This window comes from Pseudomonas fluorescens, from assembly GCF_000730425.1.
Classification (GTDB): domain Bacteria; phylum Pseudomonadota; class Gammaproteobacteria; order Pseudomonadales; family Pseudomonadaceae; genus Aquipseudomonas; species Aquipseudomonas fluorescens_X.
The window spans coordinates 2857927-2883462 of the sequence record NZ_CP008896.1 but is presented as its reverse complement, the minus strand read 5'-3'; the positions used below and the strand labels follow the sequence as shown (position 1 = coordinate 2883462).

General features: G+C 59.4%; 29 protein-coding genes. 21 read left to right on the top strand and 8 right to left on the bottom strand.

Translation table 11 applies throughout. The features are described 5' to 3' along the window. Nucleotides 1–242: 242 nt before the first annotated feature. On the top strand, nucleotides 243–566 hold the full coding sequence (locus HZ99_RS12730; protein WP_038443500.1) for a hypothetical protein: 324 nt from the start codon (nucleotides 243–245) through the stop codon (nucleotides 564–566). A 41-nt stretch (nucleotides 567–607) separates the two neighbouring features. Here the strand turns inward: HZ99_RS12730 and HZ99_RS12725 are convergent, their stop codons facing one another. Further along, the gene (locus HZ99_RS12725; protein WP_038443498.1) at nucleotides 608–2428 is read right to left on the bottom strand and encodes a hypothetical protein; all 1821 of its coding nucleotides are present in this window, start codon (nucleotides 2426–2428) and stop codon (nucleotides 608–610) included. Between the two features lie 164 nt (nucleotides 2429–2592). Here HZ99_RS12725 and HZ99_RS12720 point away from each other — a divergent pair, with 164 nt between their 5' ends. Both HZ99_RS12720 and HZ99_RS12715 read left to right on the top strand, forming a co-directional pair. Next, on the top strand, nucleotides 2593–3081 hold the full coding sequence (locus tag HZ99_RS12720; protein WP_029292073.1) for a TIGR00645 family protein: 489 nt from the start codon (nucleotides 2593–2595) through the stop codon (nucleotides 3079–3081). Nucleotides 3082–3228: 147 nt separating this feature from the next. Continuing rightward, nucleotides 3229–3846, top strand: a complete 618-nt coding sequence (locus HZ99_RS12715; RefSeq protein WP_038443496.1) for an FKBP-type peptidyl-prolyl cis-trans isomerase — start codon at nucleotides 3229–3231, stop codon at nucleotides 3844–3846. 153 nt (nucleotides 3847–3999) lie between these two features. Here HZ99_RS12715 and HZ99_RS12710 read toward each other — a convergent pair whose 3' ends face one another. The 3 genes from HZ99_RS12710 to HZ99_RS12700 form a co-directional block, all read right to left on the bottom strand. Then, a complete protein-coding gene (locus HZ99_RS12710) occupies nucleotides 4000–4257 on the bottom strand; it encodes a hypothetical protein (protein ID WP_038443494.1) in 258 nt (85 codons plus the stop codon). A 187-nt stretch (nucleotides 4258–4444) separates the two neighbouring features. Beyond that, the gene (locus HZ99_RS12705; RefSeq protein WP_038443492.1) at nucleotides 4445–4786 is read right to left on the bottom strand and encodes a zinc ribbon domain-containing protein YjdM; all 342 of its coding nucleotides are present in this window, start codon (nucleotides 4784–4786) and stop codon (nucleotides 4445–4447) included. Between the two features lie 201 nt (nucleotides 4787–4987). Continuing rightward, nucleotides 4988–5956 carry a polyprenyl synthetase family protein gene (locus tag HZ99_RS12700; protein WP_038443490.1) on the bottom strand — a complete coding sequence of 323 codons (969 nt, stop codon included), beginning with the start codon at nucleotides 5954–5956 and terminating at the stop codon, nucleotides 4988–4990. Between the two features lie 239 nt (nucleotides 5957–6195). Between HZ99_RS12700 and rplU the strand changes: the two genes are divergently transcribed. The 5 genes from rplU to HZ99_RS12675 all read left to right on the top strand — a co-directional run bounded on the left by rplU (nucleotide 6196) and on the right by HZ99_RS12675 (nucleotide 9939). Continuing rightward, entirely contained in the window at nucleotides 6196–6510 is a 315-nt protein-coding gene (gene rplU / locus HZ99_RS12695) for a 50S ribosomal protein L21 (protein WP_003176051.1), read from the top strand. Between the two features lie 34 nt (nucleotides 6511–6544). Beyond that, nucleotides 6545–6802, top strand: a complete 258-nt coding sequence (gene rpmA / locus HZ99_RS12690) for a 50S ribosomal protein L27 (protein ID WP_029292052.1) — start codon at nucleotides 6545–6547, stop codon at nucleotides 6800–6802. A gap of 194 nt (nucleotides 6803–6996) precedes the next feature. Beyond that, nucleotides 6997–8220, top strand: a complete 1224-nt coding sequence (cgtA, locus tag HZ99_RS12685; protein WP_029292050.1) for an Obg family GTPase CgtA — start codon at nucleotides 6997–6999, stop codon at nucleotides 8218–8220. Nucleotides 8221–8343: 123 nt separating this feature from the next. Then, nucleotides 8344–9462, top strand: coding sequence for a glutamate 5-kinase (gene proB / locus HZ99_RS12680; RefSeq protein WP_038443487.1), 1119 nt, complete (start codon nucleotides 8344–8346; stop codon nucleotides 9460–9462). 12 nt (nucleotides 9463–9474) lie between these two features. Further along, a complete protein-coding gene (locus tag HZ99_RS12675) occupies nucleotides 9475–9939 on the top strand; it encodes a CreA family protein (protein ID WP_038443485.1) in 465 nt (154 codons plus the stop codon). 189 nt (nucleotides 9940–10128) lie between these two features. Here the strand turns inward: HZ99_RS12675 and rpsT are convergent, their stop codons facing one another. Next, complete coding sequence (gene rpsT / locus HZ99_RS12670) at nucleotides 10129–10407, bottom strand: 30S ribosomal protein S20 (protein WP_016967023.1); 279 nt, start codon at nucleotides 10405–10407, stop codon at nucleotides 10129–10131. Between the two features lie 253 nt (nucleotides 10408–10660). Between rpsT and murJ the strand changes: the two genes are divergently transcribed. From murJ to ispH, 6 genes are all read left to right on the top strand, one after another. Next, nucleotides 10661–12199, top strand: a complete 1539-nt coding sequence (murJ, locus tag HZ99_RS12665) for a murein biosynthesis integral membrane protein MurJ (RefSeq protein WP_038443480.1) — start codon at nucleotides 10661–10663, stop codon at nucleotides 12197–12199. Between the two features lie 118 nt (nucleotides 12200–12317). Continuing rightward, nucleotides 12318–13256, top strand: a complete 939-nt coding sequence (ribF, locus tag HZ99_RS12660; RefSeq protein ID WP_038443477.1) for a bifunctional riboflavin kinase/FAD synthetase — start codon at nucleotides 12318–12320, stop codon at nucleotides 13254–13256. Nucleotides 13257–13269: 13 nt separating this feature from the next. Beyond that, complete coding sequence (ileS, locus tag HZ99_RS12655; RefSeq protein ID WP_038443476.1) at nucleotides 13270–16101, top strand: isoleucine--tRNA ligase; 2832 nt, start codon at nucleotides 13270–13272, stop codon at nucleotides 16099–16101. Continuing rightward, entirely contained in the window at nucleotides 16094–16603 is a 510-nt protein-coding gene (lspA, locus tag HZ99_RS12650) for a signal peptidase II (protein ID WP_038443474.1), read from the top strand. The genes ileS and lspA overlap by 8 nt, the downstream gene beginning before the upstream one ends. Nucleotides 16604–16610: 7 nt before the next feature. Continuing rightward, nucleotides 16611–17048, top strand: coding sequence for an FKBP-type peptidyl-prolyl cis-trans isomerase (gene fkpB / locus HZ99_RS12645; RefSeq protein WP_181883266.1), 438 nt, complete (start codon nucleotides 16611–16613; stop codon nucleotides 17046–17048). Nucleotides 17049–17207: 159 nt separating this feature from the next. Next, nucleotides 17208–18155, top strand: a complete 948-nt coding sequence (gene ispH, locus HZ99_RS12640; protein WP_032861885.1) for a 4-hydroxy-3-methylbut-2-enyl diphosphate reductase — start codon at nucleotides 17208–17210, stop codon at nucleotides 18153–18155. Here ispH and HZ99_RS12635 read toward each other — a convergent pair. After that, a complete protein-coding gene (locus HZ99_RS12635; RefSeq protein ID WP_038443470.1) occupies nucleotides 18109–18687 on the bottom strand; it encodes a GspH/FimT family pseudopilin in 579 nt (192 codons plus the stop codon). The genes ispH and HZ99_RS12635 overlap by 47 nt on opposite strands. A 203-nt stretch (nucleotides 18688–18890) precedes the next feature. On the opposite strand from HZ99_RS12635, the gene pilV reads away from it, so the two are divergent. The 5 genes from pilV to thiO are packed head-to-tail and all read left to right on the top strand — an operon-like array spanning nucleotide 18891 to nucleotide 22177. Continuing rightward, entirely contained in the window at nucleotides 18891–19376 is a 486-nt protein-coding gene (gene pilV, locus HZ99_RS12630; RefSeq protein ID WP_038443468.1) for a type IV pilus modification protein PilV, read from the top strand. Then, a complete protein-coding gene (locus HZ99_RS12625) occupies nucleotides 19373–20080 on the top strand; it encodes a PilW family protein (protein WP_038443466.1) in 708 nt (235 codons plus the stop codon). Before pilV ends, HZ99_RS12625 begins: the two co-directional genes overlap by 4 nt. A 34-nt stretch (nucleotides 20081–20114) precedes the next feature. Further along, the gene (locus HZ99_RS12620; RefSeq protein ID WP_051903155.1) at nucleotides 20115–20606 is read left to right on the top strand and encodes a pilus assembly PilX family protein; all 492 of its coding nucleotides are present in this window, start codon (nucleotides 20115–20117) and stop codon (nucleotides 20604–20606) included. Nucleotides 20607–20618: 12 nt separating this feature from the next. Further along, complete coding sequence (locus HZ99_RS12615; protein WP_038443462.1) at nucleotides 20619–21017, top strand: type IV pilin protein; 399 nt, start codon at nucleotides 20619–20621, stop codon at nucleotides 21015–21017. Between the two features lie 59 nt (nucleotides 21018–21076). Further along, the gene (gene thiO / locus HZ99_RS12610; RefSeq protein ID WP_038443460.1) at nucleotides 21077–22177 is read left to right on the top strand and encodes a glycine oxidase ThiO; all 1101 of its coding nucleotides are present in this window, start codon (nucleotides 21077–21079) and stop codon (nucleotides 22175–22177) included. A gap of 105 nt (nucleotides 22178–22282) precedes the next feature. Here the strand turns inward: thiO and HZ99_RS12605 are convergent, their stop codons facing one another. Next, a complete protein-coding gene (locus HZ99_RS12605; RefSeq protein ID WP_038443458.1) occupies nucleotides 22283–22513 on the bottom strand; it encodes a PP0621 family protein in 231 nt (76 codons plus the stop codon). 125 nt (nucleotides 22514–22638) lie between these two features. Next, nucleotides 22639–23664 carry an outer membrane protein assembly factor BamD gene (locus HZ99_RS12600; RefSeq protein WP_038443456.1) on the bottom strand — a complete coding sequence of 342 codons (1026 nt, stop codon included), beginning with the start codon at nucleotides 23662–23664 and terminating at the stop codon, nucleotides 22639–22641. A gap of 149 nt (nucleotides 23665–23813) precedes the next feature. Here HZ99_RS12600 and rluD point away from each other — a divergent pair, with 149 nt between their 5' ends. Next, nucleotides 23814–24776, top strand: a complete 963-nt coding sequence (gene rluD / locus HZ99_RS12595) for a 23S rRNA pseudouridine(1911/1915/1917) synthase RluD (protein WP_029292014.1) — start codon at nucleotides 23814–23816, stop codon at nucleotides 24774–24776. Continuing rightward, complete coding sequence (gene pgeF, locus HZ99_RS12590) at nucleotides 24773–25498, top strand: peptidoglycan editing factor PgeF (protein WP_038443455.1); 726 nt, start codon at nucleotides 24773–24775, stop codon at nucleotides 25496–25498. The genes rluD and pgeF overlap by 4 nt, the downstream gene beginning before the upstream one ends. Nucleotides 25499–25536 lie beyond the last annotated feature (38 nt).

The following is a 25536-nucleotide window of genomic DNA, read 5'->3' as shown; positions in this document are numbered from 1 at the left end:
GGCACCTGACCTGCTGGCAGGACGGTAGCTGATGAATCGCTATCGCCGGCAAGCCGACTCCTACAGAGAGAGGGTGCCATATTTTTGGCTGGGTTTTCGGGGCCAATCGCCGTTGGTCCCTAGAACCTTGGTTTGTAGCGGTTTTCTTCTATTCTCAGCTCAAGGGATAGTTACAGGAGTCATGAGATAGAGACGGCCTTATGTCTGGAGGCCGAACACCGGATCTACCGAGGGTCGCCGCCATGCCGCGCAGCCTTTGCCTCACCCGCCAGTGCCTGGGCCTGGTCACCCGAATTGAATGCTCCATTCGCCCTCTTGCAGGGGAAACCGGGATGTGGACGCTACTGTTTGCTGCCGGAATGACTGGCGAGCAGCCCTCGACCATCAAGTCCCAAGGGCCCTTCCATGGGCCGTTCGTCGCGGAAAATATTCTTGAATCCATTGTGCAAAGCTTGACCCTGCACGGCTACGAGCTGGCAGACGACCCGCAGATATGGTGCCTGCACCTGCAGGCCCACCTGCGCCAGCTCAATGGCGGGCGGCCTCAGCAGCCCTTGCACCTGTAAACCGCAACCACTGTAAGAGCCGGCAAGCCGGCTCTTACAGGTTATTTGGTCTCGGGCTTGTCCAGCTTGACCTCGAAGCCGTATTGCACTGTGTTCAGCTCCGTGCGCTGGTAGGTTTCAAGCTCGGTCGGTTGGCCATAAAAATAATGCACATCAAACAAGGCAGTACCGTATTCAGCCGCGCGGTGGCTGACGCCAAGGATTTCCTTCAGGTAGTTGCCACTGGCGTCCTTGGCAAAGAATCGCCAGCTATCGGAAGGGAAGAGCGCCTGATCGACAATCAATGCGTTGCCCTTGATCGACAGTCCTTTGGGCAGTTGTGCGGTGTTGACTGTGTTTTTCTCGATGGTGGCCAGGAACAGCGGGATCGATCCCACGGCAAATGCCGGGTTTTCCGGGAACAAGTTGAGGTCGTAAGTGATCGTGCCGCGCCACGGGTCGACTTCAAACGCTTCTGTGGGCAACTCGATGGGCTCGCCGCGCTTGCCTTGATCATTTGCGGTGAAAAATGTCAGTGGGGCGTCGCTGCTGGTGCGTGTGGAGCCGATCAGGTCGTCGTTGAACGTGAAGGGATGGTCGAAGGTGATATGGGCGGCGCTGGCGTCCTCCACTGACTGGCTGATGATGATGCTGCTTTTCAACTGGTCTTCAGTGAGGCTGGCGCTTTGGAGCCACTGTGCAGCCTGATCGTCGTACACGGTGACCGGCATGGGGAGCTCCTGCACGGTTTTTTCCAGGCTGTTCTTGTCGAAGCGACGTATCGGTAGTTCCAGGTCCTTGCGGGTGATTGTCGCATTGGAGAAATCCAGCACGCTGACTCGCAGACTATCGATCGCCCCGTTGAAGTAGACCTTGGCGTAGTGGCTGGCCTGCTTTTGCTCAAAGGCTTTCTGCTCGTCTTCCAGCTGCTTTTCAAAGGCCTCGGACCAGGTTGTCTGCTTGCGCATCTGCGCAAGTTGTTTCTCGTAGAACGCCACCTGGGCGGTGCTCTCGTTGATTGAGCCAGAACGCGAAAGAAACTGCCCGGTGGTGTCCCGGGCCTGGACCAGCAGCGGGTTGGGCGACTCATCCGCTACTTGCGGCGCCAGGGGGCTGGCGTTGGTCAGTTCGATCTCGGCGTGGTTTTTGTCCAGGGCCAGCAGGGTCAGCGTGATGTTTTCCTGGGTGCGTTTCTGGCCCACGTCTTTGCGGGTCAGGTCGAAGGCCAGGACTTTACTCGGCGCAATCACCTTTACCTGACCCTTGAGGGTGACAGGCTGTGGCTGGCTCTTGTTGTCGGTCTCGATGCCTTCGATGAACGGATAGGTGACGGTCAGGTCGTCCGGGTTGGTCAGGTTGGAGCTGCTGGGGCTTAACTGAATGCCGGGGTCGGTTTCCGACCATTCCGGCTGGAACGGGATGGTCTTGTTATTGCTCAGGGTCACCGATTGCCATTCCAGCCCATGGGGGAAGGGAAACTGGTCCGGCATGTTGAAACTGAACGGGAACACCGGTTGCAGATCGGTCAGGTAGTCCGAGTGCGAGTTCTTGCGCAGGACGAACAGCCCGTTGATGTAGGTATCCACCAGCGCCTGCGGCGTAGGGTAGTGCGCAAGCACGGCCAGGGTGTCTTCCCCGTACTCGGTCTCGACAGGCTTGGCGTCGAGCTTGATGCGCGCCCGCTCCAGCAGCAGCAGGGAGCCGCCCAGTTCGCCTACGGCCTCCTTGAGGCGAGGGTCCTGGATGGTGTCCAGGGACTGTTCGAACTGGGCGGTTCTTTCTTCGAGAGTGGCTTGCTTGTGCTCCTCGCTGGGGGAGCAGCCGCTCGCCGCCAGCAGCACTGCACACAGGCCAAGACTGGCCAAGGGAGATCGAACATCCATTATTTGAGATTCCTGTCCGGCAGCATCGAGTCACGTTGATGAGGCCGACACTAGCAGAAAAATCGCCTTACAGAAGCGCTACAGGTCAGTTTCCGGGTGGTTATGGCGCGATGTGCGCGGCTGGTATACTCGCCGCTATTTTTAGCCAAGCTGTGTGAGACTCCATGGAACGCTTTATCGAAAATGCAATGTACGCCTCCCGCTGGCTGCTAGCGCCGATCTACTTCGGCTTGTCTCTCGGGCTGCTGGCGTTGGCGCTTAAATTCTTCCAGGAAGTGATCCATCTGTTGCCCAACGTCTTTGCGATGGCCGAGTCGGAGCTGATCCTGGTGCTACTGTCGCTGATCGACATGGCCCTGGTGGGTGGCTTGCTGGTGATGGTGATGATTTCCGGCTACGAAAACTTCGTCTCGCAGTTGGATATCGATGACAACAAGGAAAAGCTCAACTGGCTGGGCACCATGGACTCTTCATCGCTGAAGATGAAAGTGGCGGCGTCCATCGTGGCGATTTCTTCGATCCACCTGTTGCGCATCTTCATGGATGCCAAGAACGTCGATCCACAGCACCTGATGTGGTACGTGATCATTCATATGACTTTCGTGATCTCGGCGTTTGCCATGGGTTACCTGGATAAAGTCACCAAGCATTGATCCACGCCCGGCGCCTGTTGGACCGGGATTTTGGGCTCATCAAGCGTAGGGCGAGTGTGCTAGTCTGCTCGCCCTTTTAGTTTGGATGACACGCAAGAAACTGCGTTTTTGCAGGTTTTTGAGGTTGTCCTACAGCGGAGCCTTTCCATGTCCGAAGTCAATCTGTCCACCGACGAAACCCGCGTCAGCTACGGCATTGGCCGCCAGCTGGGTGACCAACTGCGCGACAACCCGCCGCCGGGCGTCAGCCTGGACGCGATCCTGGCCGGCCTGACGGACGCGTTCGGCGGCAAGCCAAGCCGCGTTGACCAGGAGCAAATGGCTGCCAGCTTCAAAGTGATCCGCGACATCATGCAAGCCGAAGCAGCAGCCAAGGCTGAAGCAGCCGCAGGCGCCGGCCTGGCCTTCCTGGCTGAAAACGCCAAGCGTGACGGCATCACTACCCTGGCTTCCGGGCTGCAATTCGAAGTGCTGACCGCCGGTGACGGCGCCAAGCCAACCCGTGAAGACCAGGTGCGTACCCACTACCATGGCACCCTGATCGACGGCACTGTGTTCGATAGCTCCTACGAGCGTGGCCAGCCAGCAGAATTCCCGGTCGGCGGCGTGATCGCGGGCTGGACCGAAGCTCTGCAACTGATGAATGCCGGCAGCAAATGGCGCCTGTACGTGCCGAGCGAACTGGCTTACGGCGCACAAGGCGTTGGCAGCATTCCGCCACACAGCGTTCTGGTATTCGACGTCGAGCTGCTCGACGTTCTGTAAGACCTGCTGATGGTTACACCTGACTCTCTATCGGGGTCGGGTTTGTGTCGGCGCTGGCTTGCCGGCGATAGCATCACCTCGGTATTGCTGATAACCCGAGTTGCCTGCATCGCGAGCAAGCCCGCTTCGACATGAAGGGTTTTGCACGGTTGCTCATGGGTGAAACTTGCCATTGAGCTCCGTCACCGGGCGCAACGCTCGGGCATAGCAGAACAGAAACAGATTCCTCACCACTTCCTTCAGCACCCCGGGTTCACTGGAACTCAGGCCGTTGACGTCCAGGTCGCCCTGGTCCTGGAGTTCATTCAGGGCTTCCTCTTCCAGCACCGCACAGACTTCGCCGGTTTCCCGATGAAGGATTCGCAGATAAGGGTGCGGACGGTCCAGCCAGGCATCAATCAAATAAGTCATGGTCGCATCTCCTTGAAGGGTTTCAATGAGAATAATTCTTATTCGTAGAATAGCAAGTCCCTATTGGCGATTTCCTGGTTTTTCTATATGGGCATTGTTCAAGGTCAAAAGGGCTGGCCTTTTGCTACTGGAGGCGGTGCAGAGGGTGAAGCCCCATCCCGCGGCGGGCACGGGATGGGGGGGGAGGTCAGACCTTGCGGACGAACTCGGACTTGAGCTTCATCGGGCCGATACCGTCAATCTTGCAATCGATATCGTGGTCGCCATCGCATAGGCGGATATTCTTGACCTTGGTACCGACCTTGACCACCAGCGAGGTGCCCTTGACCTTGAGGTCCTTGATCACGGTGATGGTGTCGCCGTCTTGCAGGACGTTACCAACGGAGTCTTTCTTCACGATCTCATCGTTGGTCGCGATGACTTCGCCACCGACAGACCACTCATGGGCACATTCCGGGCAGATCAGTTGGGCGCCGTCTTCGTAGGTATATTCGGAATTGCATTTTGGGCAGGGTGGCAACGTGCTCACTAAGGCTCCTTGAAAGTCAGGATGGCTAAAAGTCGCACATTATATAGGGTTTTGTCGGGGTGGGGCGCGGTCGTTAATTGGCAATACAAAGCAAATGTGGGAGCGGGCTTGCTCGCGAATGCGCAGGATCAGTCAATACATCGGGCGACTGACGCTCCGCATTCGCGAACAAGCCCGCTCCCACACAGGCGCAGGTATTTCTCAGTGAGTACGGGCTACCGCAAACTCACTCAGCTCCACCAGGGCGTCCCGGTATTCGCTGGCTGGAAGGGCTTCCAGGCATTTGATGGCACGGGCCACGTAGTCACGGGCCAACTGCGCGGTGTAGTCGAGCGACCCCGAGGCTTCCACGGCAGCGCGGATGCTTTCCAGATCTTCGATACCACCTTTCTGGATCGCCTTGCGCACCAGTGCTGCCTGTTCCGGTGTGCCTTCGCGCATGGTGTAGATCAGTGGCAGGGTCGGCTTGCCTTCGGCCAGGTCGTCACCGACGTTCTTGCCCAGGGTTTCAGCGTCGCCGCGATAATCGAGCAGGTCATCCACCAATTGGAAGGCCACGCCCAGGTGATCGCCAAAGGTGCGCAGGGCTTCGGCCTGTTCGGCGCTCGCCTCGCACAGAGCGGCTGCACTATGGGTCGAGGCCTCGAAGAGCATAGCGGTCTTGCCGCGAATCACTTCCATGTAGGTTTCTTCGGTGGTGCTGGCGTCACGCACCTTGGACAGTTGCAGCACTTCGCCTTCAGCAATGATGCGCGTGGCCTGGGACAGGATCTTCATCACCGGCATCGAGCCCAGCTCGACCATCATTTCGAACGAGCGCGAATACAGGAAGTCGCCCACCAACACGCTGGGCGCGTTGCCCCACATGGCATTGGCGGTCTCGCGACCACGGCGCATGCCGGACATGTCGACCACGTCGTCGTGCAACAGGGTGGCGGTGTGCAGGAACTCGATAGTGGCGGCCAGCAGGCGCAGGTCATCGCCTTCGCGGCCCAGGGCCTTGCCACACAGCAACACTAATAAAGGACGCAGGCGTTTGCCGCCGGCCGAAGTAATATAGTCGCCAATTTTGGAGACCAGCGGCACTTTAGAAGTCAGCTGCTTCTTGATGATGCCGTCGACGGCGCTAAAATCGTCCGCCACCGCGCGGTAGAAAGCTTGGGGTTGCATCAGCGACAGTCGCTCCAGAAGGGTTGCGCGGCATGCTAGGACCCGCGCCCCCGGGTGTCAAGGCGCGATGGACGGCTACTTGCAAGCCTTCCACAGCTTGCGTACAATCGCGCACCCTGAACTTCCTGGGCAGCACCTGCCTTACGCAATTGCATTCGGGACGTCCATCCCATGCAGCCATGCCAGCCAATACCTCTTCTTATAAAGCGCTGGGTGAGCAGGATTATCGGAGAAATACCATGTCGTACGCAGTAATTGTTACTGGTGGCAAGCAATACAAGGTCGCCCCAGGTGAATACCTGAAGATCGAAAAACTGGAAATCGCTACCGGCGAATCCGTTACTTTTGATCGCGTTCTGTTGGTCGCCAATGGCGATGACGTGAACATCGGCGCTCCAGTTGTTGCTGGCGCTACCGTTGTGGCTGAAGTGATCTCCCAAGGTCGTCACGATAAAGTCCGCATCATCAAGTTCCGTCGTCGTAAGCACCACATGAAGCGTATGGGCCACCGCCAGTGGTACACCGAGATCAAAATCACCGGTATTCAGGCTTAATTTCAGCCTAATTCCTCACTAGGAGAATTGACTCATGGCACACAAAAAAGCTGGTGGTAGTACCCGTAACGGTCGCGACTCAGAAGCCAAACGCCTTGGCGTTAAGATGTATGGCGGCCAGAAAATCATTCCGGGCAATATCATCGTGCGTCAGCGCGGCACCCAATTCCACGCCGGTTACGGTGTAGGCATGGGTAAGGATCACACCCTCTTCGCGAAAATCGAAGGCGTGATCAAGTTTGAAGTAAAAGGCGCGTTCAACCGCCGTTACGTGAGCGTTGTCTCGGCTTAATTGCGAGCTCGCTGGAAAAGCCCTGTCTTGCGACGGGGCTTTTTCGTTTGTGGGGTGAGTCTCTTGCAAAGCTGTTCGTGATGGGCGAAGGCAGCGGGATTTGCGGTCGCTGATTGAGGTCGCTGCGCTCATTTTTGCAAGAGTCTTATGTCTTGGTTTCTTAGGCTCGTCCATGCGGCGAGAGGCGTTTTGTTATGAAGTTCGTTGATGAAGTTTCTATCCGAGTAAAAGCAGGTGACGGCGGTAACGGTTGCATGAGTTTCCGTCGCGAAAAATTCATCGAAAACGGTGGCCCCAACGGCGGCGACGGTGGTGATGGCGGTTCCATCTATATGATGGCCGACGAAAACCTCAACACCCTGGTCGACTACCGTTACACCCGGCACTTCGATGCCGAGCGTGGCTCCAATGGCGGCAGCACCGACTGCACCGGCAAAAAGGGCGAGGACCTGGTGCTGCGCGTACCGGTCGGCACCACGATCATCGACTCTGCGACCCAGGAAGTGATTGGTGATCTGACCAAGGCCGGCCAGAAGCTGATGGTTGTGCAGGGTGGCTGGCACGGCCTGGGCAATACCCGATTCAAGTCCAGTACCAATCGTGCGCCACGCCAGACCACGCCAGGCAAGCCGGGCGAGCAGCGTGACCTGAAGCTGGAAATGAAAGTGTTGGCGGATGTTGGCCTGCTGGGCCTGCCAAACGCTGGCAAAAGTACCTTCATTCGCTCGGTGTCTGCGGCCAAGCCCAAAGTGGCCGATTATCCGTTCACCACCCTGGTGCCGAACCTGGGTGTGGTCAGTGTCGATCGCTGGAAGAGCTTCGTGGTTGCGGACATTCCGGGTCTGATCGAAGGTGCTTCCGATGGCGCGGGCCTGGGCATTCGCTTTCTCAAGCACTTGTCCCGTACCCGTCTGTTGCTGCACCTCGTCGATATGGCGCCGCTGGATGAAACCAGTGCCCCGGACGCAGCTGAAGTGATCGTCAACGAGTTGGCCAAGTTCAGTCCGTCCCTGGCTGAGCGTGACCGTTGGCTGGTGCTGAACAAGTGCGACCAGATCCTCGAAGAAGAGCACGAAGAGCGGGTCAAGGAAATCGTTGATCGCCTGCAGTGGGAGGGGCCGGTCTACGTGATCTCTGCCATTGCCAAAGAAGGCACTGAGCGCTTGACCCGCGACATCATGCGCTACCTGGAAGATCGTGCTGATCGCCTGGCTGCCGATCCGGCCTACAAGGCCGAGCTGGCGGATCTTGACCAGCGCATCGAAGACGAGGCGCGCGCGCAATTGCAGGCGCTGGATGACCAGCGTGCCCTGCGTCGCAGTGGCGTTAAGTCGGTCCATGATATCGGTGACGATGATTGGGACGAGGAAGATGTGGATGATGAAGATGGTCCGGAAATCATTTACGTGCGTGACTGATCTGTTGCGATAAACTTAAGCGCCGCTCAATCGAGCGGCGTTTTAGTATCTGGAAATCGGTAGTCACGAATAACGTTATGGGCGGCGCTGGGTCGCGTGGCCCTCAATCTAAGGTTGAAGATGATGCGGAGCAAAGTGACGGGTGCGCAACGCTGGGTCGTAAAGATCGGTAGCGCACTGCTGACGGCGGATGGCAAGGGGTTGGATCGTGCTGCCATGAGCGTCTGGGTTGAGCAGATGGTGGCCTTGCATGAGGCGGGTGTCGAGTTGGTGTTGGTGTCGTCCGGGGCGGTTGCTGCCGGGATGAGCCGCCTCGGCTGGACCGTGCGACCCAGCGCAATGCATGAGTTGCAGGCTGCTGCTGCGATTGGCCAGATGGGGCTGGTGCAGGCCTGGGAATCCAGCTTCGCCGAGCATGGTCGCCATACCGCGCAGATTCTGTTGACCCATGACGACCTGTCCGACCGCAAGCGCTACCTCAATGCCCGCAGCACGTTGCGTGCCCTGGTCGAGCTCAAGGTGATCCCGGTGATCAATGAGAATGACACTGTGGTGACCGACGAAATCCGTTTTGGCGACAACGACACCCTGGCTGCCCTGGTGGCCAACCTGGTGGAGGCTGACCTGCTGGTGATCCTCACGGATCGCGATGGCATGTTCGACGCTGACCCGCGTAACAACCCTGATGCCCAGTTGATTTATGAAGCGCGGGCCGATGATCCGGCGCTCGATGCGGTAGCGGGCAGCGTCGGTGGTGCGCTGGGGCGTGGCGGTATGCAGACCAAGCTGCGCGCGGCGCGCCTTGCGGCCCGTTCCGGGGCTCACACGATCATTGTTGGTGGGCGCCTGGAGCGGGTGCTGGATCGTCTCAAGGCTGGCGAGCGCATCGGTACGCTGCTGTCGCCCGAGCGCGGCATGCTGGCGGCGCGCAAGCAGTGGCTGGCCGGCCATTTACAGACGCGTGGCACCCTGGTGTTGGATGCGGGGGCTGTTTCGGCGTTGTCCCAGGGTAACAAGAGTTTGTTGCCGGTGGGTGTCAAGCGGGTCCAGGGCAGCTTCCGCCGCGGAGAGATGGTGGTGTGCGTAGCGCCGGACGGTCGTGAGATCGCCCGTGGCCTGGCCAACTATAGCGCCCTGGAAGCGCAGAAAATCATTGGGCAGTCGTCTGAGTCGATTGTCGGTCTTTTGGGTTACATGGCTGAGCCGGAACTGGTTCATCGCGATAACCTGATTCTGGTCTAAAGGGAAACTACGATGCGCGTAATGAAGGGATTGCTGGGGCTGCTGATGGCGATGCCATTGCTGGCTTCGGCTGAAGAGATTGGCCAGGTGTCGACCGTCTTCAAGTTTGTCGGCCCCAATGATCGGATCGTGGTCGAGGCCTTTGATGATCCCAAAGTGGATGGCGTGACCTGCTACCTGTCGCGGGCCAAGACGGGTGGGGTGAAGGGTGGTCTGGGCTTGGCTGAGGATCGTGCCGAGGCATCGATTGCCTGCCGCCAGGTGGGGCCGATTCGCTTCAAGGGTGAGCTGAAAGATGGCGACGAGGTATTCAAGGAGCGCACGTCTTTGGTGTTCAAGACCATGCAGGTGGTGCGTTTCCTCGACAAGAAGCGTAATACCCTGGTGTATCTGGTGTATAGCGACCGCCTGATCGAAGGCAGTCCGCAGAATGCGGTGACGGCGATTCCGATCCTGCCGTGGCCTGGCGCGCAGTAGGTCTGACAGCGCTGCTCTGTTGTCGGTGGGGCGGGCTTGCTCGCGATTGCGGTGTGCCAGTTAAAGATGGGTTGACTGATATGCCGTAATCGCGAGCAAGCCCGCTCCCACAGTTTTTTTGTGGTGTTTGTAAAAAAATCAGGCAATAAAAAACCGACCCTGGGGTCGGTTTTTTAACAAGCTTATCGCTTAGGCTGCAGCAGCAAGGTTCAGAGCCTTGATGTGGCCATTCAGACGACCTTTATGGCGAGCAGCTTTGTTCTTGTGGATGATGCCTTTATCGGCCATGCGGTCGATAACTGGCACGGCCAGAACGTAAGCGGCTTGAGCTTTGGCAGCGTCTTTTGCGTCGATGGCCTTAACTACATTCTTGATGTAGGTACGAACCATGGAACGCAGGCTGGCGTTGTGGCTGCGACGCTTCTCAGCCTGTTTTGCACGTTTTTTGGCGGAAGGTGTGTTGGCCACCGTCGAGCTCCTCGAAAGACTTTTTAGGAAATAGCAAACAAAATAGGCCGCGAATCATGCCGATGAGTTGAAGTCTTGTCAAGGGCGGCTGATGCGAACTGCTGAGTGGTCGATCTGAAGAGGCGGGTGATTTATTTCCGGCGCTTGACCTGTAAACTCGCGAGCTTTGGCTCTGTGCTGTTGCAGGCGCGCAGTATCGCATAAGTAGGCGCTTTGTTCGCCTGCTCTTTATCTATAGGCAAAAACTCTTTCAATGAATCTGCTCAAGTCGTTGGCCGCCGTCAGCTCTATCACGATGATTTCCCGGGTTCTGGGGTTTGTGCGTGACACCCTCATTGCGCGTATTTTTGGCGCAAGCATGGCCACGGATGCCTTCTTTATCGCGTTCAAACTGCCCAACCTGCTGCGACGGATCTTCGCTGAGGGTGCGTTTTCCCAGGCCTTCGTGCCGATCCTGGCCGAGTACAAGACGCAGCAAGGCGAAGAGGCCACCCGCACATTCATTGCTTATGTCTCGGGCCTTTTGACCCTGGTGTTGATGCTGGTGACCATCGCCGGGATGCTGGCCGCGCCCTGGATTATCTGGGCCACGGCCCCCGGTTTTGCCAACACCCCGGAAAAATTTGCCCTGACCAGTGATCTGTTGCGGGTGACCTTTCCTTATATATTGCTGATTTCCCTGTCATCCCTGGCGGGCGCGATTCTCAATACCTGGAACCGTTTCTCGGTGCCTGCGTTTGTGCCGACCCTGCTTAATGTCAGCATGATCATCTTTGCCCTGTTCCTGACGCCGTACTTCGATCCGCCGGTCATGGCGCTCGGCTGGGCGGTGCTGGCTGGTGGCCTGGCGCAACTGTTGTATCAACTGCCGCACCTGAAAAAAATCGGCATGCTCGTGTTGCCGCGCCTGAATCTCAAGGATTCAGGCGTGTGGCGGGTCATGAAAAACATGTTGCCGGCGATTCTGGGGGTTTCGGTCAGTCAGATCTCCCTGATCATCAATACCGCGTTTGCGTCGCTGCTGGTCTCCGGCTCCGTATCGTGGATGTATTACGCGGACCGCCTGATGGAACTACCCTCCGGCGTGCTGGGCGTGGCGCTGGGCACCATTTTGCTGCCGACCCTGGCCCGCACCTATGCCAGCAAGGATCGCCACGAATACTCACGCATTCTCGACTGGGGTCTGCGCCTGTGCTTTGTCTTGGTGCTGCCGTGCTCACTGGCCCTGGGGATCCTGGCCGAGCCGCTGACTGTGTCGCTGTTCCAGTACGGCCAGTTCAGCGCCCACGACGCCTTGATGACTCAGCGCGCACTGATTGCCTATTCGGTAGGGCTGTTGGGGATTATCGTGATCAAGGTCCTGGCGCCGGGTTTTTATGCCCAGCAGAACATTCGGACCCCGGTGAAAATCGCGATTTTCACCCTGGTGGTCACTCAGTTGTTCAACCTGATATTCATCGGGCCGCTGGCTCACGCAGGCCTGGCCCTGGCGATCAGCGCCGGGGCATGCATCAATGCCGGCCTGCTGTTTTATCAGCTGCGTAAACAAAAAATGTACCAGCCGCAGCCGGGCTGGGGTGTGTTTGCCCTCAAATTGCTGCTGGCGGTGGCGGTGATGTCGGCAGTGTTGCTGGGGCTGATGCACTGGATGCCTGTGTGGGCCGAAGGGCAGATGCTCGAGCGATTCCTGCGCCTGGGCCTGCTGGTGGTGGCCGGGGTGATTGCCTACTTTGGCATGTTGCTGCTGCTGGGCTTCCGTTTGCGGGATTTCAATCGCAAGGCGCTGAATTGATCGCAATCAACAATAAGCCGGCTGTTTTTTCGATTCGAGTCATTTGGCCGGTGCTGTTGCCTGTCGTCCGGGGCCGGGTGTGGTTATAATCGACCACTTTATGAGCAAGAAGCGCGTTATGCAGCTGGTTCGAGGTCTCCACAACCTGCGCCCCGAGCATCGGGGGTGCGTCGCCACTATTGGCAACTTTGACGGTGTCCACCGTGGCCACCAGGCTATCCTGGCACGGCTGCGTGAGCGCGCAGTCGAGTTGGGCGTGCCCAGCTGCGTGGTGATTTTCGAGCCACAGCCTCGTGAGTTCTTTACCCCTGAGACGGCCCCGGCCCGTTTGGCCCGTCTGCGGGACAAGCTGCAACTGCTGGCCGAAGAAGGCGTGGACCGGGTCCTGTGCCTGGCGTTCAACCAGCGTTTGCGCAGTCTCAGCGCCACCGAATTCGTCGACCGGATCCTCGTCGACGGCTTGGGTGTGCAACATCTGGAGGTCGGTGACGACTTCCGCTTCGGTTGCGACCGGGTAGGGGATTTCGATTTCCTTCAACAGGCCGGTGTAACCCAGGGTTTTACTGTCGAAGCCGCACAAACCGTCGAACTGGACGGCCTGCGCGTGAGCAGCACCCAGGTGCGAAATGCCCTGGCCGCTGCCGACTTCGCCTTGGCCGAGCGCTTGCTCGGTCGCCCGTTCCGGATTGCCGGGCGGGTCCTGCACGGCCAGAAGCTGGCGCGCCAACTGGGCACGCCAACCGCCAACGTGCAACTCAAGCGCCGTCGCGTGCCACTGACCGGGGTGTATCTGGTGAGTGTCGATATCGACGGCCAACCATGGTCCGGAGTCGCCAATATAGGCGTCAGGCCTACGGTTGCAGGTGATGGCAAGGCCCACCTGGAAGTTCACCTTTTGGATTTTGCCGGGGATTTGTATGACCGGCGTTTGACGGTGGTTTTCCACCAAAAGCTGCGTGAAGAGCAGCGATTCGCCTCCCTTGAGGCGTTGAAAACGGCGATCAATGCGGATGTCGCCGCCGCCCGTGCACTAGCCGCACCTAGCGCCCATCGCTAATGAAGAGCCTTAAATGACCGACTATAAAGCCACGCTAAACCTTCCGGACACCGCCTTCCCAATGAAGGCCGGCCTGCCACAGCGCGAACCGCAGATCCTGCAGCGCTGGGACAGTATTGGCCTGTACGGAAAGTTGCGCGAGATTGGCAAGGATCGTCCGAAATTCGTCCTGCACGACGGCCCTCCTTATGCCAACGGCACGATTCATATCGGTCATGCGCTGAACAAGATTCTCAAGGACATGATCCTGCGCTCGAAAACCCTGGCGGGTTTCGACGCACCTTATGTCCCGGGTTGGGACTGCCACGGCCTGCCGATCGAGCACAAGGTCGAAGTGACCTATGGCAAGAACCTGGGCGCGGACAAGACCCGTGAACTGTGCCGTGCCTACGCCACCGAGCAGATCGAAGGGCAGAAATCCGAATTCATCCGCCTGGGCGTGCTGGGCGAGTGGGACAACCCGTACAAGACCATGAACTTCAAGAACGAGGCCGGGGAAATCCGTGCCTTGGCCGAGATCGTCAAGGGCGGTTTCGTGTTCAAGGGCCTCAAGCCTGTGAACTGGTGCTTTGACTGCGGCTCGGCCTTGGCCGAAGCGGAAGTCGAGTACGAAGACAAGAAATCCTCGACCATCGACGTCGCGTTCCCGATTGCCGACGACGCCAAACTGGCCGGGGCCTTTGGTCTGGCGAGCCTGGCCAAGCCGGCCGCCATCGTGATCTGGACCACCACCCCGTGGACCATCCCGGCCAACCAGGCGCTGAACGTGCACCCGGAATTCACCTACGCCCTGGTGGACGTCGGTGACCGTCTGCTGGTGCTGGCCGAGGAGATGGTCGAGGCCTGCCTGGCCCGCTACGAGCTGCAAGGTTCGGTGATCGCCACCACCACCGGCTCTGCGCTGGAGCTGATCAACTTCCGCCACCCGTTCTACGACCGCCTGTCGCCGGTGTACCTGGCAGACTACGTCGAACTGGGTTCGGGTACGGGTATTGTTCACTGCTCGCCGGCCTATGGTGTGGACGACTTCGTCATCTGCAAGAAGTACGGCCTGGTCAACGACGACATCATCAACCCGGTGCAAAGCAACGGCGTTTATGCGCCTTCGCTCGAGTTCTTCGGCGGCCAGTTCATCTTCAAGGCCGACCAGCCGATCATCGAAAAACTGCGTGAAGTCGGTGCGCTGATGCAAACCGCCACGATCCAGCACAGCTACATGCACTGCTGGCGCCACAAGACCCCGCTGATCTACCGCGCCACCGCGCAGTGGTTCATTGGCATGGACAAAGAGCCAACCAGCGGCGACACCCTGCGTGTACGCTCGCTCAAAGCCATCGAAGAGACCCAGTTCGTCCCGGCCTGGGGCCAGGCACGCCTGCATTCGATGATCGCCAACCGCCCGGACTGGTGCATCTCCCGCCAGCGGAACTGGGGGGTGCCGATCCCGTTCTTCCTGAACAAGGAAAGCGGTGAACTGCACCCACGTACCGTCGAACTGATGGAAGAGGTGGCCCAGCGCGTTGAGCAGGAAGGCATCGAAGCCTGGTTCAAGCTGGACGCCGCTGAACTGCTGGGCGATGAAGCACCGCTGTACGACAAAATCAGCGACACTCTCGACGTGTGGTTCGACTCCGGTACCACTCACTGGCACGTACTGCGCGGCTCGCACCCGATGGGGCACGAGAGCGGTCCGCGTGCCGACCTGTACCTGGAAGGGTCCGACCAGCACCGTGGCTGGTTCCACTCCTCGTTGTTGACCGGTTGCGCCATCGATAACCACGCGCCGTACCGCGAACTGTTGACCCACGGCTTTACCGTCGACGAGACGGGCCGCAAGATGTCCAAGTCGCTGAAAAACGTGATCGAGCCGAAAAAGATCAACGACACGTTGGGCGCCGACATCATGCGTCTGTGGGTTGCGTCGACTGATTACTCGGGCGAAATCGCCGTGTCGGACCAGATCCTGCAACGCAGCGCCGATGCCTACCGCCGTATCCGCAATACCGCACGCTTCATGCTGTCGAACCTGACCGGCTTCAACCCGGCCACCGATATCCTGCCGGCCGAGGAAATGCTCGCCCTGGACCGTTGGGCCGTGGACCGTACCCTGTTGCTGCAACGCGAGTTGCAGGAGCACTACGGGGAGTACCGTTTCTGGAACGTCTACTCGAAGATCCACAACTTCTGCGTGCAGGAATTGGGTGGTTTCTACCTCGACATCATCAAGGACCGCCAGTACACCACCGGCGCCAACAGCAAGGCCCGCCGTTCGGCGCAAACCGCGCTGTATCACATCTCCGAAGCGCTGGTGCGCTGGATCGCACCGATCCTGGCTTTCACCGCCGATGAGCTGTGGGAATACCTGCCGGGCGAGCGTAACGAGTCCGTGATGCTCAACACCTGGTATGAAGGCCTGACCGAATTGCCGGCCGACTTCGAACTGGGTCGCGAATACTGGGAAGGCGTGATGGCCGTCAAGGTTGCGGTGAACAAGGAACTGGAAGTCCAGCGTGCGGCCAAGGCTGTCGGTGGCAACCTACAAGCCGAAGTCACGCTGTTTGCCGAGGACGGCCTGACCGCCGACCTGGGCAAGCTGAGCAACGAACTGCGCTTCGTACTGATCACCTCGACAGCCAGCCTGGCGCCATTCGCCCAGGCCCCGGCTGATGCGGTCGCTACCGAAGTCCCGGGCCTCAAGCTCAAGGTGGTCAAGTCGGCCTTCGCCAAATGCGCCCGTTGCTGGCACTGCCGTGAAGACGTTGGCGTGAACCCGGAGCATCCGGAAATCTGCGGTCGTTGCGTCGACAACATCAGCGGTACCGGGGAGGTTCGCCACTATGCCTAAAACCAGCCGTTTCGGACGTCTGGGCTGGCTCGTACTGAGCTTGCTGGTCCTGGTCATCGACCAGGTCAGCAAGGCTCACTTCGAGGGCACCCTGGAAATGTTCCAGCAGATCGTGGTGATTCCTGACTACTTCAGCTGGACCCTGGCCTACAACACCGGTGCTGCGTTCAGCTTCCTGGCTGACGGCGGCGGTTGGCAGCGTTGGCTGTTTGCCCTGATCGCCGTGGTCGTGAGTGTGGTGCTGGTGGTCTGGCTCAAGCGCCTGGGCCGCAATGACACCTGGCTGGCTATCGCCCTGGCGCTGGTGCTGGGCGGGGCGCTGGGCAATCTGTACGACCGCATTGCCCTGGGCCATGTGATCGACTTCATTCTGGTGCATTGGCAGAACCGCCATTACTTCCCGGCGTTCAACTTTGCCGACAGCGCCATCTGCGTTGGCGCAGTCATGCTGGCGCTGGATATGTTCAAGGGCAACAAACCCGGAGAAGCGGTAAATGACTGAACAAGTATTGGCCGAACAGCGCATTGGCCAGAACACGGAAGTCACCTTGCATTTTGCATTGCGCCTGGAGAACGGCGACACGGTCGACAGTACGTTCGACAAGGCCCCGGCTACCTTCAAGGTGGGCGACGGCAACCTGCTGCCGGGTTTTGAGGCCGCTTTGTTCGGCTTCAAACCAGGCGACAAACGCAACTTGCAGATTCCGCCGGAAAACGCCTTTGGCCAGCCCAACCCGCAAAACGTACAGATCATCCCGCGTGCGCAGTTCCAGGACATGGAGCTGTCGGAAGGCTTGCTGGTGATCTTCAACGATGCGGCGAATACTGAACTGCCCGGCGTGGTCAAAACGTTTGATGACACTCAGGTGACCATCGACTTCAACCACCCGTTGGCCGGCAAGACCTTGACCTTTGATGTTGAAATCATCGACGTTAAAGCGCTCTAACTGACGAAACCGGTTCCTGACGGCACCGGGCTTGTGTAGGAGCCGGCTTGCCGGCGATAGCATCCCCTCGGTCTATCTGATATTTCGAGGTGTCTGCATCGCTGGCAAGCCAGCTCCTACAAGATCCAATTTCTTGCGTTGCAAGACACGAGGCACAGCATGCAAATCAAACTCGCCAACCCCCGTGGCTTCTGCGCCGGCGTGGACCGGGCGATCGAAATCGTCAATCGCGCCCTGGAAGTCTTCGGTCCGCCGATCTACGTGCGTCATGAAGTAGTCCACAACAAGTTTGTGGTCGAAGACCTGCGCGCTCGCGGCGCGATTTTTGTCGAAGAGCTAGATCAGGTGCCGGATGACGTTATTGTCATTTTCAGCGCCCACGGTGTTTCCCAGGCCGTGCGCACCGAAGCGGCAGGCCGCGGCCTGAAAGTATTCGATGCGACCTGCCCGCTGGTGACCAAGGTGCATATCGAAGTGGCCCGCTACAGCCGAGACGGCCGTGAGTGCATCCTGATCGGCCACGCCGGTCACCCTGAAGTCGAAGGCACCATGGGGCAGTACGACGCCAGCAATGGCGGTGCGATCTACTTGGTGGAAGACGAAAAAGACGTCGCTGAACTGCAAGTGCATAACCCTGAAAAGTTGGCATTCGTGACCCAGACCACGTTGTCGATGGATGACACCAGCCGTGTCATCGATGCCTTGCGCACTCGTTTCCCCGCCATCGGTGGGCCGCGCAAGGACGATATCTGCTACGCCACGCAAAACCGCCAGGATGCCGTCAAGCAACTGGCCGACGAGTGCGACGTGGTACTGGTTGTAGGTAGCCCCAACAGCTCCAACTCCAACCGTCTGCGGGAACTGGCCGAACGCATGGCCACCCCGGCGTACCTGATCGACGGTGCCGAAGACCTGCAGCGCAGCTGGTTCGACGGAGTCGAGCGCATCGGTATCACGGCGGGCGCCTCGGCACCGGAGGTCCTGGTGCGTGGCGTGATCCAGCAGTTGCAGGCGTGGGGCGCGACAGGTGCTGACGAGCTGGCAGGGCGTGAAGAAAACATTACTTTTTCCATGCCCAAGGAGTTGCGGGTTCGTTCGCTGCTCTGAGCCCCGGTTCATCGTACTCCCGGCACAAGGCCTGCTCGGCCTTGTCGCTGCGCAGGCTGATCCGGCCGGTGGGTGCCAGCACCACTTGATGCAGGCTCAGCGGCTGGTCCGTTGAGCACACATGCACGGTGCCGGCGCGAAACCCCCCGGCAGCCAGCAGGGGTTCGCCCAACCCACTGAAGCGAATCTGCGTACGCACCGGGGTGTTGCCCACGATGGGGATCCGCCCATTGTCCTGACGCTCCAGCAGTACCGGGTTGTCGTCGTCCAGATGGCCGCGTCCAGTCATATCCACCACCACCCTCCAGCCTCGACTCCAGTCATCATCCAGCGCATGGATGATCACAGTTCGATTGCGCGCAATGGCCTGGGTGCGGGCGTAGCGCAGACCGGACGCCAGTGCCTGCGCCGCGCTCAGTCGCGTTTGTGAGTCCAACAGGCTCTTGAAACCGGGTACCGCCAATTGCGCCAGAATGCCGCTGACGATCAAATCGAGCAGCAATTCCATCAATGTGAAACCGCGTTGTTTCATACCTCGTCCCTCCGTGGACAGCCCGTTCGGCTGTGGCAATAACAGTTATAGCGGCGCTCCAGGCCTGTGCAGTGATGGCCTTTCTGTCCAAAGTATTTCCCTTTATTCCTAGGGGCAGCGCGGCCGCGAGAGCGGCGCTAGTCTTGGGCAACGTACGGCTATCTCGGCCGTTTTGATGCCCCTCGACAAGGATGACGATGGCTATGCGAGCCTGCCCGGTAACGTTTTGTTCTCCCCCTGTTGCTGTCCGGCAGCTCGGTATGAGCCTGATCGAAGTGCTGGTCTCGCTGCTGATTCTCGGCGTTGGCCTGCTAGGTGCAGGGCTGATCCAACTCAATGCCCTCAAGTACACCGACAGTTCCAGGATGATCAGCCAGGCGAGTTTTATCGCCTATGACATGCTCGACCGGATCCGCGCCAACGCAGGGGCTGACTACTCCTGGGGGAGCGGAGACATCTTGTCCGCGAGCACCTTGGCCGCGAGCGTCCGCGACCTGGACTTGCACGACTTCGAGGCCAATATCAGCCACCTTGCTGGCGATACCGCCAAAGGTTCGATTGCGATCAACCAGCATGAGGTGACCATCAGCATCAGTTGGGATGATTCTCGTGCAGCCAAGGCCAGCAATACCCGCGAGACATTTACTTTGACCAGTCGCGTCGCTGTTGATCCGAGGCCTATGCGATGAGGCGCTGCAATCTGGGTTTTGGCTTGGTTGAAGCAATGCTGGCGGCGACCCTGGGGTTGATCGTGGTGCTGGCGGCCGTTCAGGTGGTACTGGCTGCCCGAAGCACTGCTGCCAGCCAGCACGCAGCGACGTTATTGCAGGATGACGGGCGATTTATCCTGGGCAAGATGACCCAGGAGATTCGCCTGGCGGGGATGTTCGGCTGCCTGTCCCTCCCGTTGATTGTTCAGGCGCCTGCTGACTTTTCCAGGCCGGTCAGTGTGGTGGTCAATGGCGCCTCAACCAGCCTGACACTGGTCACCGGCGATGTGGCTGGCCAGGGCAGTCGACCTGACTGGACCGTGCTCAGCAATTGTGTCGACAACGCACAGGCCTATTCGGGGGTACCACCCAAGCCAGAGCCAGGGCAAATCGCTTTTCCTGTACGCAAACTGACCTACACCTTTGAGTCAGGGCAGTTGAAGCTCAGCACGCAGGCAGCGCCGGCCAAGGCGGTGCTGCTGGATAACGTGGGGGCGTTCGAGTTGAGTTTCGGGGTGGCCAGCCGGCCTGGCTCCAGCGTTGTAACCCGGTATGACAGCTACCCTGGCGACGAATCGCTGATCCGCAGTGTGCGTGTGATGTTGACGCTCCGCGACCCGACAGGCCGTGTGCGAGACCAGATCTACAGCGCCGTCGCTGCCGTGCGTAATCGCCTTGAATAGCGTGCGTCGGTTATCGGCCGCCAGGCAGCGTGGAATGGTGCTGTTGATCAGTCTGGTATTGCTGTTGTTATTGACGCTTATCGGGCTGTCATCAATGCAGGCTGCAACGTCGCAGGAGCAACTCGCCGGTAGCCTCAGGCATCGCAATCAATCGTTTCAGGCTGCTGAAGGCGGGCTCAGGCGCGGCGAGTCGGCTGTACAGGTGCAAGGCTTTGGTTTGCCTCGCTGCCAGTCATTAACCACCTGCGCACCGCCGAACGAGGCTTATGTCATCCGCCAGCCGGGCGTAGATCCGGTTTCGGCTATCGCCTGGGTCGGCATGAAGGAGGGCGTCTACGGCATTCAAAACCTGGGGCCCGGTATCGGGTTGGCACATCTGCCTCCCGAGACCCCGGCAACTTTATATCGGGTCACCGCAGTGGGGCTCAGCGGCCAGTCGCGCACTGTCCTGGAAAGCATTTATGCGCGGGTAGACCCGGAAGCTGATGGGCGATTTCGACGAATTCTCTGGCGACAACTTCAGTAGGTGAGCATCACGATGAGCAGTAACTGCAAAGGATTCACCCTGATCGAACTGCTGATCGCGCTGGCGATCATTGCCACATTGGTTGCGGTGATTTATCCGGGCTACACCAACCATGTGAAAAAGGCCTACCGCGCAGAAATCGTCGGGTTGCTCATGGAGCAATCCCAATATCTGGAGCGCTACTACGTGAGAAATGGCACTTTTATTGATGCCGGCGGCGTCAGCACCGGCAACGATCGCTATAGAATCACAGCGATGCTGAATCCGCAGGATTTCACCCTTACTGCGACGCCTGTTGTCGGCATGATGTTGGGCGATCCTTGTGGTGATTTCAGTTTGTCCAGCACTGGCGCGCGGACTAATCCCGGCGCTGCGCCTGGCACGACGCGTCAAGAGTGCTGGGGGCGATGAGGCAGGTGGGCGACGGGGTGTTTGAGACACTCCTTTCTTTTTATGGGCTGGATCGAGCAATGACCAAGCAACAGCAAGTCGTGGTTGTGGGTGGTGGTGTTATCGGGCTGCTGACGGCGTTCAATCTGGCAACGCTAGGGCAGGCAGTGGTCGTGCTGGACCGTTCATCGGTTGGGCAGGAGTCTTCCTGGGCGGGTGGTGGGATTGTTTCTCCGTTGTACCCATGGCGCTATAGCCCGGCGGTCACGGCGCTGGCCCATTGGTCCCAGGATTTCTATCCGCAATTGGCCCAGCGCCTGTTTGCGGCCACAGGCATGGACCCCGAGGTTCATACCACAGGCCTGTATTGGCTGGATCTCGACGACGAGGTGGACGCCCTGGCCTGGGCGGCGCGGGAAGGCCGGCCATTGAGCAAAGTGGATGTGTCGGCCGCCCGTGACGCGGTGCCGGTGTTGGGGGCTGGGTTTGCACAGGCTGTTTATATGGCGAACGTGGCCAACGTACGTAACCCGCGCCTGGTCAAATCCCTCAAGGCAGCATTGTTGGCGTTGCCTGGCGTGACCGTGCATGAGCATTGCGCGGTTCAGGGGTTTATCCAGGAGGGTGGCAGCATCGTCGGGGTCAGTACGGCGCAGGGTGAGGTGCGTGGCGATCAGATCGTGCTCGCGGCAGGTGCTTGGAGTGGTGAATTACTGGACAGCCTGGGGCTGACGTTGCCGGTGGAGCCGGTCAAGGGCCAGATGATTTTGTACAAATGTGCTTCGAACTTTCTTTCGAGCATGGTCCTGGCGAAAGGGCGTTATGCAATTCCACGCCGGGATGGGCACATTCTGATTGGTAGCACCCTGGAGCATGAAGGCTTCGACAAGACACCGACCGAACCGGCCCTGGAAAGCCTGAAGGCCTCGGCGGTGGAGCTGATTCCGGCCCTGGCAGATGCCGAAGTGGTGGGGCATTGGGCCGGTTTGCGGCCGGGCTCGCCCGAAGGCATTCCCTATATCGGCAAGGTGCCAGGATTTGAAGGGCTGTGGCTCAACTGCGGGCATTACCGCAATGGCCTGGTATTGGCGCCTGCGTCGTGTCAGTTGTTTGCGGACTTGCTGCTGGGGCATGAGCCGATCATCGACCCGGCCCCCTATGCGCCCGCTGGTCGGATATAGACGTGGAACCCCGTAGGAGCCGACTGGCCGGCGATGACGGTAGATGTTTGAGTGGTGATCTTTTGAGCTTCATCGCTGGCAAGCCAGCTCCTACAGTTCCAGAGCTTAGCGCTCGATAGATTTCGGCCCCTGTTCCAGATGCGCCTGGGTGCAGTACCAGTCCTGGCGCTGGCTCAATGCCCGGTCCTGAGGCAAGTGCACGCCGCAGTGGGCACAGCGAACCATGGGCGCAGCACCTGGTTCGCTGGGCTGCTGCCTCGAAGCGGGGCGCTTGAATTTGCGCCAGAACCATACCGCAGCAGCAATCAGGGCAATCCAGAACAGTAAACGAACCATGGCAGGCAGCTTCTCGACAATGAATCGGGCAGTTTAGCCAAGGATGTCAGTGGCGCACAGGGTAATAAAGTCGCGCCATTAAAAAAGGAGCCCCGAGGGGCTCCTTCTTGTGCTGCCAGACAGGGTCAGTCAAAGACACCGAACGTCATGTAGCTGAACCACGAGCGATCCTGGTTGTTGCCCAGGGCTTCTGGTGCTTCTTCTTCGATCACGTCGCCGTTTTCGTCGTGTGGCTTGAGCTCGGACGGAATGGCGTCCTTGGCGTCTTGATACTGCTTGAGAACGTCTTGGTTGGCGCGGGTTTCGCCCGGCGGCAACGGTGGACGGGACTCGATCAGGCCCAGGGTGTACTTGCTCAGCCACGAGCGGTTGTCTGCTTCGGCAACCTGCGGGACAAACTGGCCGTCTTGCAGGCTAGGGTGGTCCGGGTAGTTGAGCTTCAGGGTTTCCAGGCTGGTAGCTGCCAGTGTGTCCAGGTGCAGGCGCTGGTAAGCCTCGGTCATTACTGCCAGGCCATCACCTACGGAAGGGGTTTCCTGGAAGTTTTCCACCACATAGCGACCACGGTTGGCGGCAGCCACATAGGCCTGGCGTGTCAGGTAGTAGTGGGCTACGTGGATTTCGTAGGACGCCAGCAGGTTGCGCAGGTAAATCATGCGCTGCTTGGCGTCCGGGGCGTAGCGGCTGTTGGGGAAGCGGCTGGTCAGTTGGGCGAATTCGTTATAGGAGTCGCGCGCGGCGCCTGGGTCACGCTTGGTCATGTCCAGCGGCAGGAAGCGCGCCAGCAGGCCGACGTCCTGGTCAAACGAGGTCAGGCCCTTGAGGTAGTAGGCGTAGTCTACGTTCGGATGTTGTGGGTGCAGGCGGATAAAACGCTCGGCAGCGGACTTGGCAGCTTCCGGCTCGGCGTTCTTGTAGTTCGCATAGATCAGTTCGAGCTGGGCCTGGTCGGCATAGCGGCCAAACGGATAACGCGACTCCAGGGCCTTGAGCTTGGCCGTGGCGCTTGTGTAGCTATTATTGTCCAGGTCGGCCTGAGCCTGCTGGTACAGCTCGACTTCACTGAGGTTTTCGTCGACGACGTCCTTTGTTGACGAGCAAGCAGCAGTCATGGCGAGGATGGCGATCAGCAGCAGGTGTTTCACTTGCATGGCGGCTTGCGTCCCTATGACGGCCGCTGTCTTGGGCGGGGCCGTCCTGTTATGATGAGCGCCCCGATGAAAGCCTCGGGGCAAAAGACGCCGTATTTAACCACAAGCGCGCAGCCGAAACCAAAGGCTGTGCCACGCCTAGTCTGAGCATGTCCGATAAAATTGAACTTCGCGCAGAGGTGCCGTCCGAATTGGGCGGCCAACGCCTCGATCAAGTCGCCGCACAACTATTCGCTGAGCACTCGCGCTCGCGCCTTTCCGCCTGGATCAAAGACGGCCGCCTGACTGTGGATGGAGCGGTTATCCGCCCGCGAGACATAGTTCATGGCGGTTCGGTTCTTGAGCTGACTGCCGAGCAGGAAGCCCAGGGAGAATGGATCGCCCAGGATATCGAGCTGGATATCGTCTATGAAGACGACGACATTCTGGTAATCAACAAACCCGCAGGCCTGGTGGTTCACCCGGCGGCCGGGCATGCTGATGGCACCTTGCTCAATGCCTTGTTGCACCATGTGCCGGACATCATCAATGTCCCGCGCTGCGGCATCGTCCATCGTCTGGACAAAGACACCACCGGTCTGATGGTGGTGGCCAAGACTATCCAGGCCCAGACGCAGTTGGTCACACAATTGCAGAGCCGCAGCGTCAGCCGCATCTATGAGTGCATCGTGATTGGTGTGGTGGTGGCCGGTGGCAAGATCAACGCGCCTATCGGTCGTCACGGCCAGCAGCGCCAGCGCATGGCGGTGATGGAGGGCGGTAAGCAGGCCGTCAGCCACTACCGTGTGCTGGAGCGTTTCCGCTCCCACACCCATGTGCGGGTCAAGCTGGAAACCGGCCGTACCCACCAGATCCGGGTGCATATGGCGCATATCAACTTCCCGTTGGTCGGCGATCCGGCCTACGGTGGCCGCTTCCGTATTCCGCCGGCCGCCAGTGTAACCATGGTCGAGTCGCTGAAGTCGTTCCCGCGCCAGGCGTTGCATGCGCGTTTCCTGGAACTGGATCATCCGACGAGCGGTGAGCGCATGAGCTGGGAGTCGCCATTGCCAGACGACTTTGTCTGGTTGCTGTCGCTACTCAAGCAGGACCGCGAGGCCTTTGTCGGATGAATGACTGGCTGATTCCTGACTGGCCTGCGCCGGCCGGGGTGAAAGCCTGCGTCACCACCCGTGCGGGCGGCGTCAGCCTGGCGCCGTTCGATAGCCTCAATCTTGGCGATCATGTCCAGGACAGCCATGAGGCTGTGCTGGAGAATCGCCGTCGCCTCACGGCCGCGTTCGATATCCAGCCAGCTTGGTTGCGCCAGGTCCATGGTGTGGTCGTGGTCGAGGCCGATCCGAAACAGATTGCCGAGGCCGATGGCAGTTGGACCGACACGCCCGGTATCGCCTGCACGGCGATGACAGCCGATTGCCTGCCCGCCTTGTTTTGCAACAAGACCGGGACCCGGGTCGCTGCGGCCCATGCCGGTTGGCGCGGCTTGGCGGCGGGCGTGCTGGAAGCTGCCGCTGAAAGCCTGGATGCTGCGCCTGCCGATGTACTGGTCTGGTTGGGCCCGGCGATTGGTCCTAAGGCCTTTGAAGTCGGCCCGGAAGTGCGTGAAGCCTTCCTGCAGCAACACCCACAAGCGGCGCAGGCCTTCGTTCCCAGCCACAACCCTGGCAAGTTTCTGGCCGATATCTACCAGTTGGCGCGCCTGCGCCTGGCCGCACGCGGTATCACTGCTGTCTATGGTGGTGGTTTGTGCACCGTGACCGACCAGCGCTTCTTTTCTTACCGGCGTAACCCGCGCACGGGTCGATTTGCCTCCCTTATCTGGCTCGAGCGCTAGACTCCCCTGATCCACATCAAGCATCGCCGGCTTGAATC

Bases quoted from the DNA above. Each gene is read 5' to 3' on its own strand.
- HZ99_RS12710 (WP_038443494.1), bottom strand. From the start codon at position 4,257: ATGACTTATTTGATTGATGCCTGGCTGGACCGTCCGCACCCTTATCTG.
- rplU (WP_003176051.1), top strand. From the start codon at position 6,196: ATGTCGTACGCAGTAATTGTTACTGGTGGCAAGCAATACAAGGTCGCC.
- HZ99_RS12700 (WP_038443490.1), bottom strand. From the start codon at position 5,956: ATGCAACCCCAAGCTTTCTACCGCGCGGTGGCGGACGATTTTAGCGCC.
- murJ (WP_038443480.1), top strand. From the start codon at position 10,661: ATGAATCTGCTCAAGTCGTTGGCCGCCGTCAGCTCTATCACGATGATT.
- proB (WP_038443487.1), top strand. From the start codon at position 8,344: ATGCGGAGCAAAGTGACGGGTGCGCAACGCTGGGTCGTAAAGATCGGT.
- rpmA (WP_029292052.1), top strand. From the start codon at position 6,545: ATGGCACACAAAAAAGCTGGTGGTAGTACCCGTAACGGTCGCGACTCA.
- ileS (WP_038443476.1), top strand. From the start codon at position 13,270: ATGACCGACTATAAAGCCACGCTAAACCTTCCGGACACCGCCTTCCCA.
- HZ99_RS12675 (WP_038443485.1), top strand. From the start codon at position 9,475: ATGCGCGTAATGAAGGGATTGCTGGGGCTGCTGATGGCGATGCCATTG.
- cgtA (WP_029292050.1), top strand. From the start codon at position 6,997: ATGAAGTTCGTTGATGAAGTTTCTATCCGAGTAAAAGCAGGTGACGGC.
- ribF (WP_038443477.1), top strand. From the start codon at position 12,318: ATGCAGCTGGTTCGAGGTCTCCACAACCTGCGCCCCGAGCATCGGGGG.
- HZ99_RS12600 (WP_038443456.1), bottom strand. From the start codon at position 23,664: ATGCAAGTGAAACACCTGCTGCTGATCGCCATCCTCGCCATGACTGCT.
- HZ99_RS12715 (WP_038443496.1), top strand. From the start codon at position 3,229: ATGTCCGAAGTCAATCTGTCCACCGACGAAACCCGCGTCAGCTACGGC.
- ispH (WP_032861885.1), top strand. From the start codon at position 17,208: ATGCAAATCAAACTCGCCAACCCCCGTGGCTTCTGCGCCGGCGTGGAC.
- HZ99_RS12625 (WP_038443466.1), top strand. From the start codon at position 19,373: ATGAGGCGCTGCAATCTGGGTTTTGGCTTGGTTGAAGCAATGCTGGCG.
- lspA (WP_038443474.1), top strand. From the start codon at position 16,094: ATGCCTAAAACCAGCCGTTTCGGACGTCTGGGCTGGCTCGTACTGAGC.
- HZ99_RS12615 (WP_038443462.1), top strand. From the start codon at position 20,619: ATGAGCAGTAACTGCAAAGGATTCACCCTGATCGAACTGCTGATCGCG.
- thiO (WP_038443460.1), top strand. From the start codon at position 21,077: ATGACCAAGCAACAGCAAGTCGTGGTTGTGGGTGGTGGTGTTATCGGG.
- HZ99_RS12730 (WP_038443500.1), top strand. From the start codon at position 243: ATGCCGCGCAGCCTTTGCCTCACCCGCCAGTGCCTGGGCCTGGTCACC.
- HZ99_RS12720 (WP_029292073.1), top strand. From the start codon at position 2,593: ATGGAACGCTTTATCGAAAATGCAATGTACGCCTCCCGCTGGCTGCTA.
- pgeF (WP_038443455.1), top strand. From the start codon at position 24,773: ATGAATGACTGGCTGATTCCTGACTGGCCTGCGCCGGCCGGGGTGAAA.
- HZ99_RS12620 (WP_051903155.1), top strand. From the start codon at position 20,115: ATGGTGCTGTTGATCAGTCTGGTATTGCTGTTGTTATTGACGCTTATC.
- HZ99_RS12635 (WP_038443470.1), bottom strand. From the start codon at position 18,687: ATGAAACAACGCGGTTTCACATTGATGGAATTGCTGCTCGATTTGATC.
- HZ99_RS12725 (WP_038443498.1), bottom strand. From the start codon at position 2,428: ATGGATGTTCGATCTCCCTTGGCCAGTCTTGGCCTGTGTGCAGTGCTG.
- HZ99_RS12605 (WP_038443458.1), bottom strand. From the start codon at position 22,513: ATGGTTCGTTTACTGTTCTGGATTGCCCTGATTGCTGCTGCGGTATGG.
- rluD (WP_029292014.1), top strand. From the start codon at position 23,814: ATGTCCGATAAAATTGAACTTCGCGCAGAGGTGCCGTCCGAATTGGGC.
- pilV (WP_038443468.1), top strand. From the start codon at position 18,891: ATGCGAGCCTGCCCGGTAACGTTTTGTTCTCCCCCTGTTGCTGTCCGG.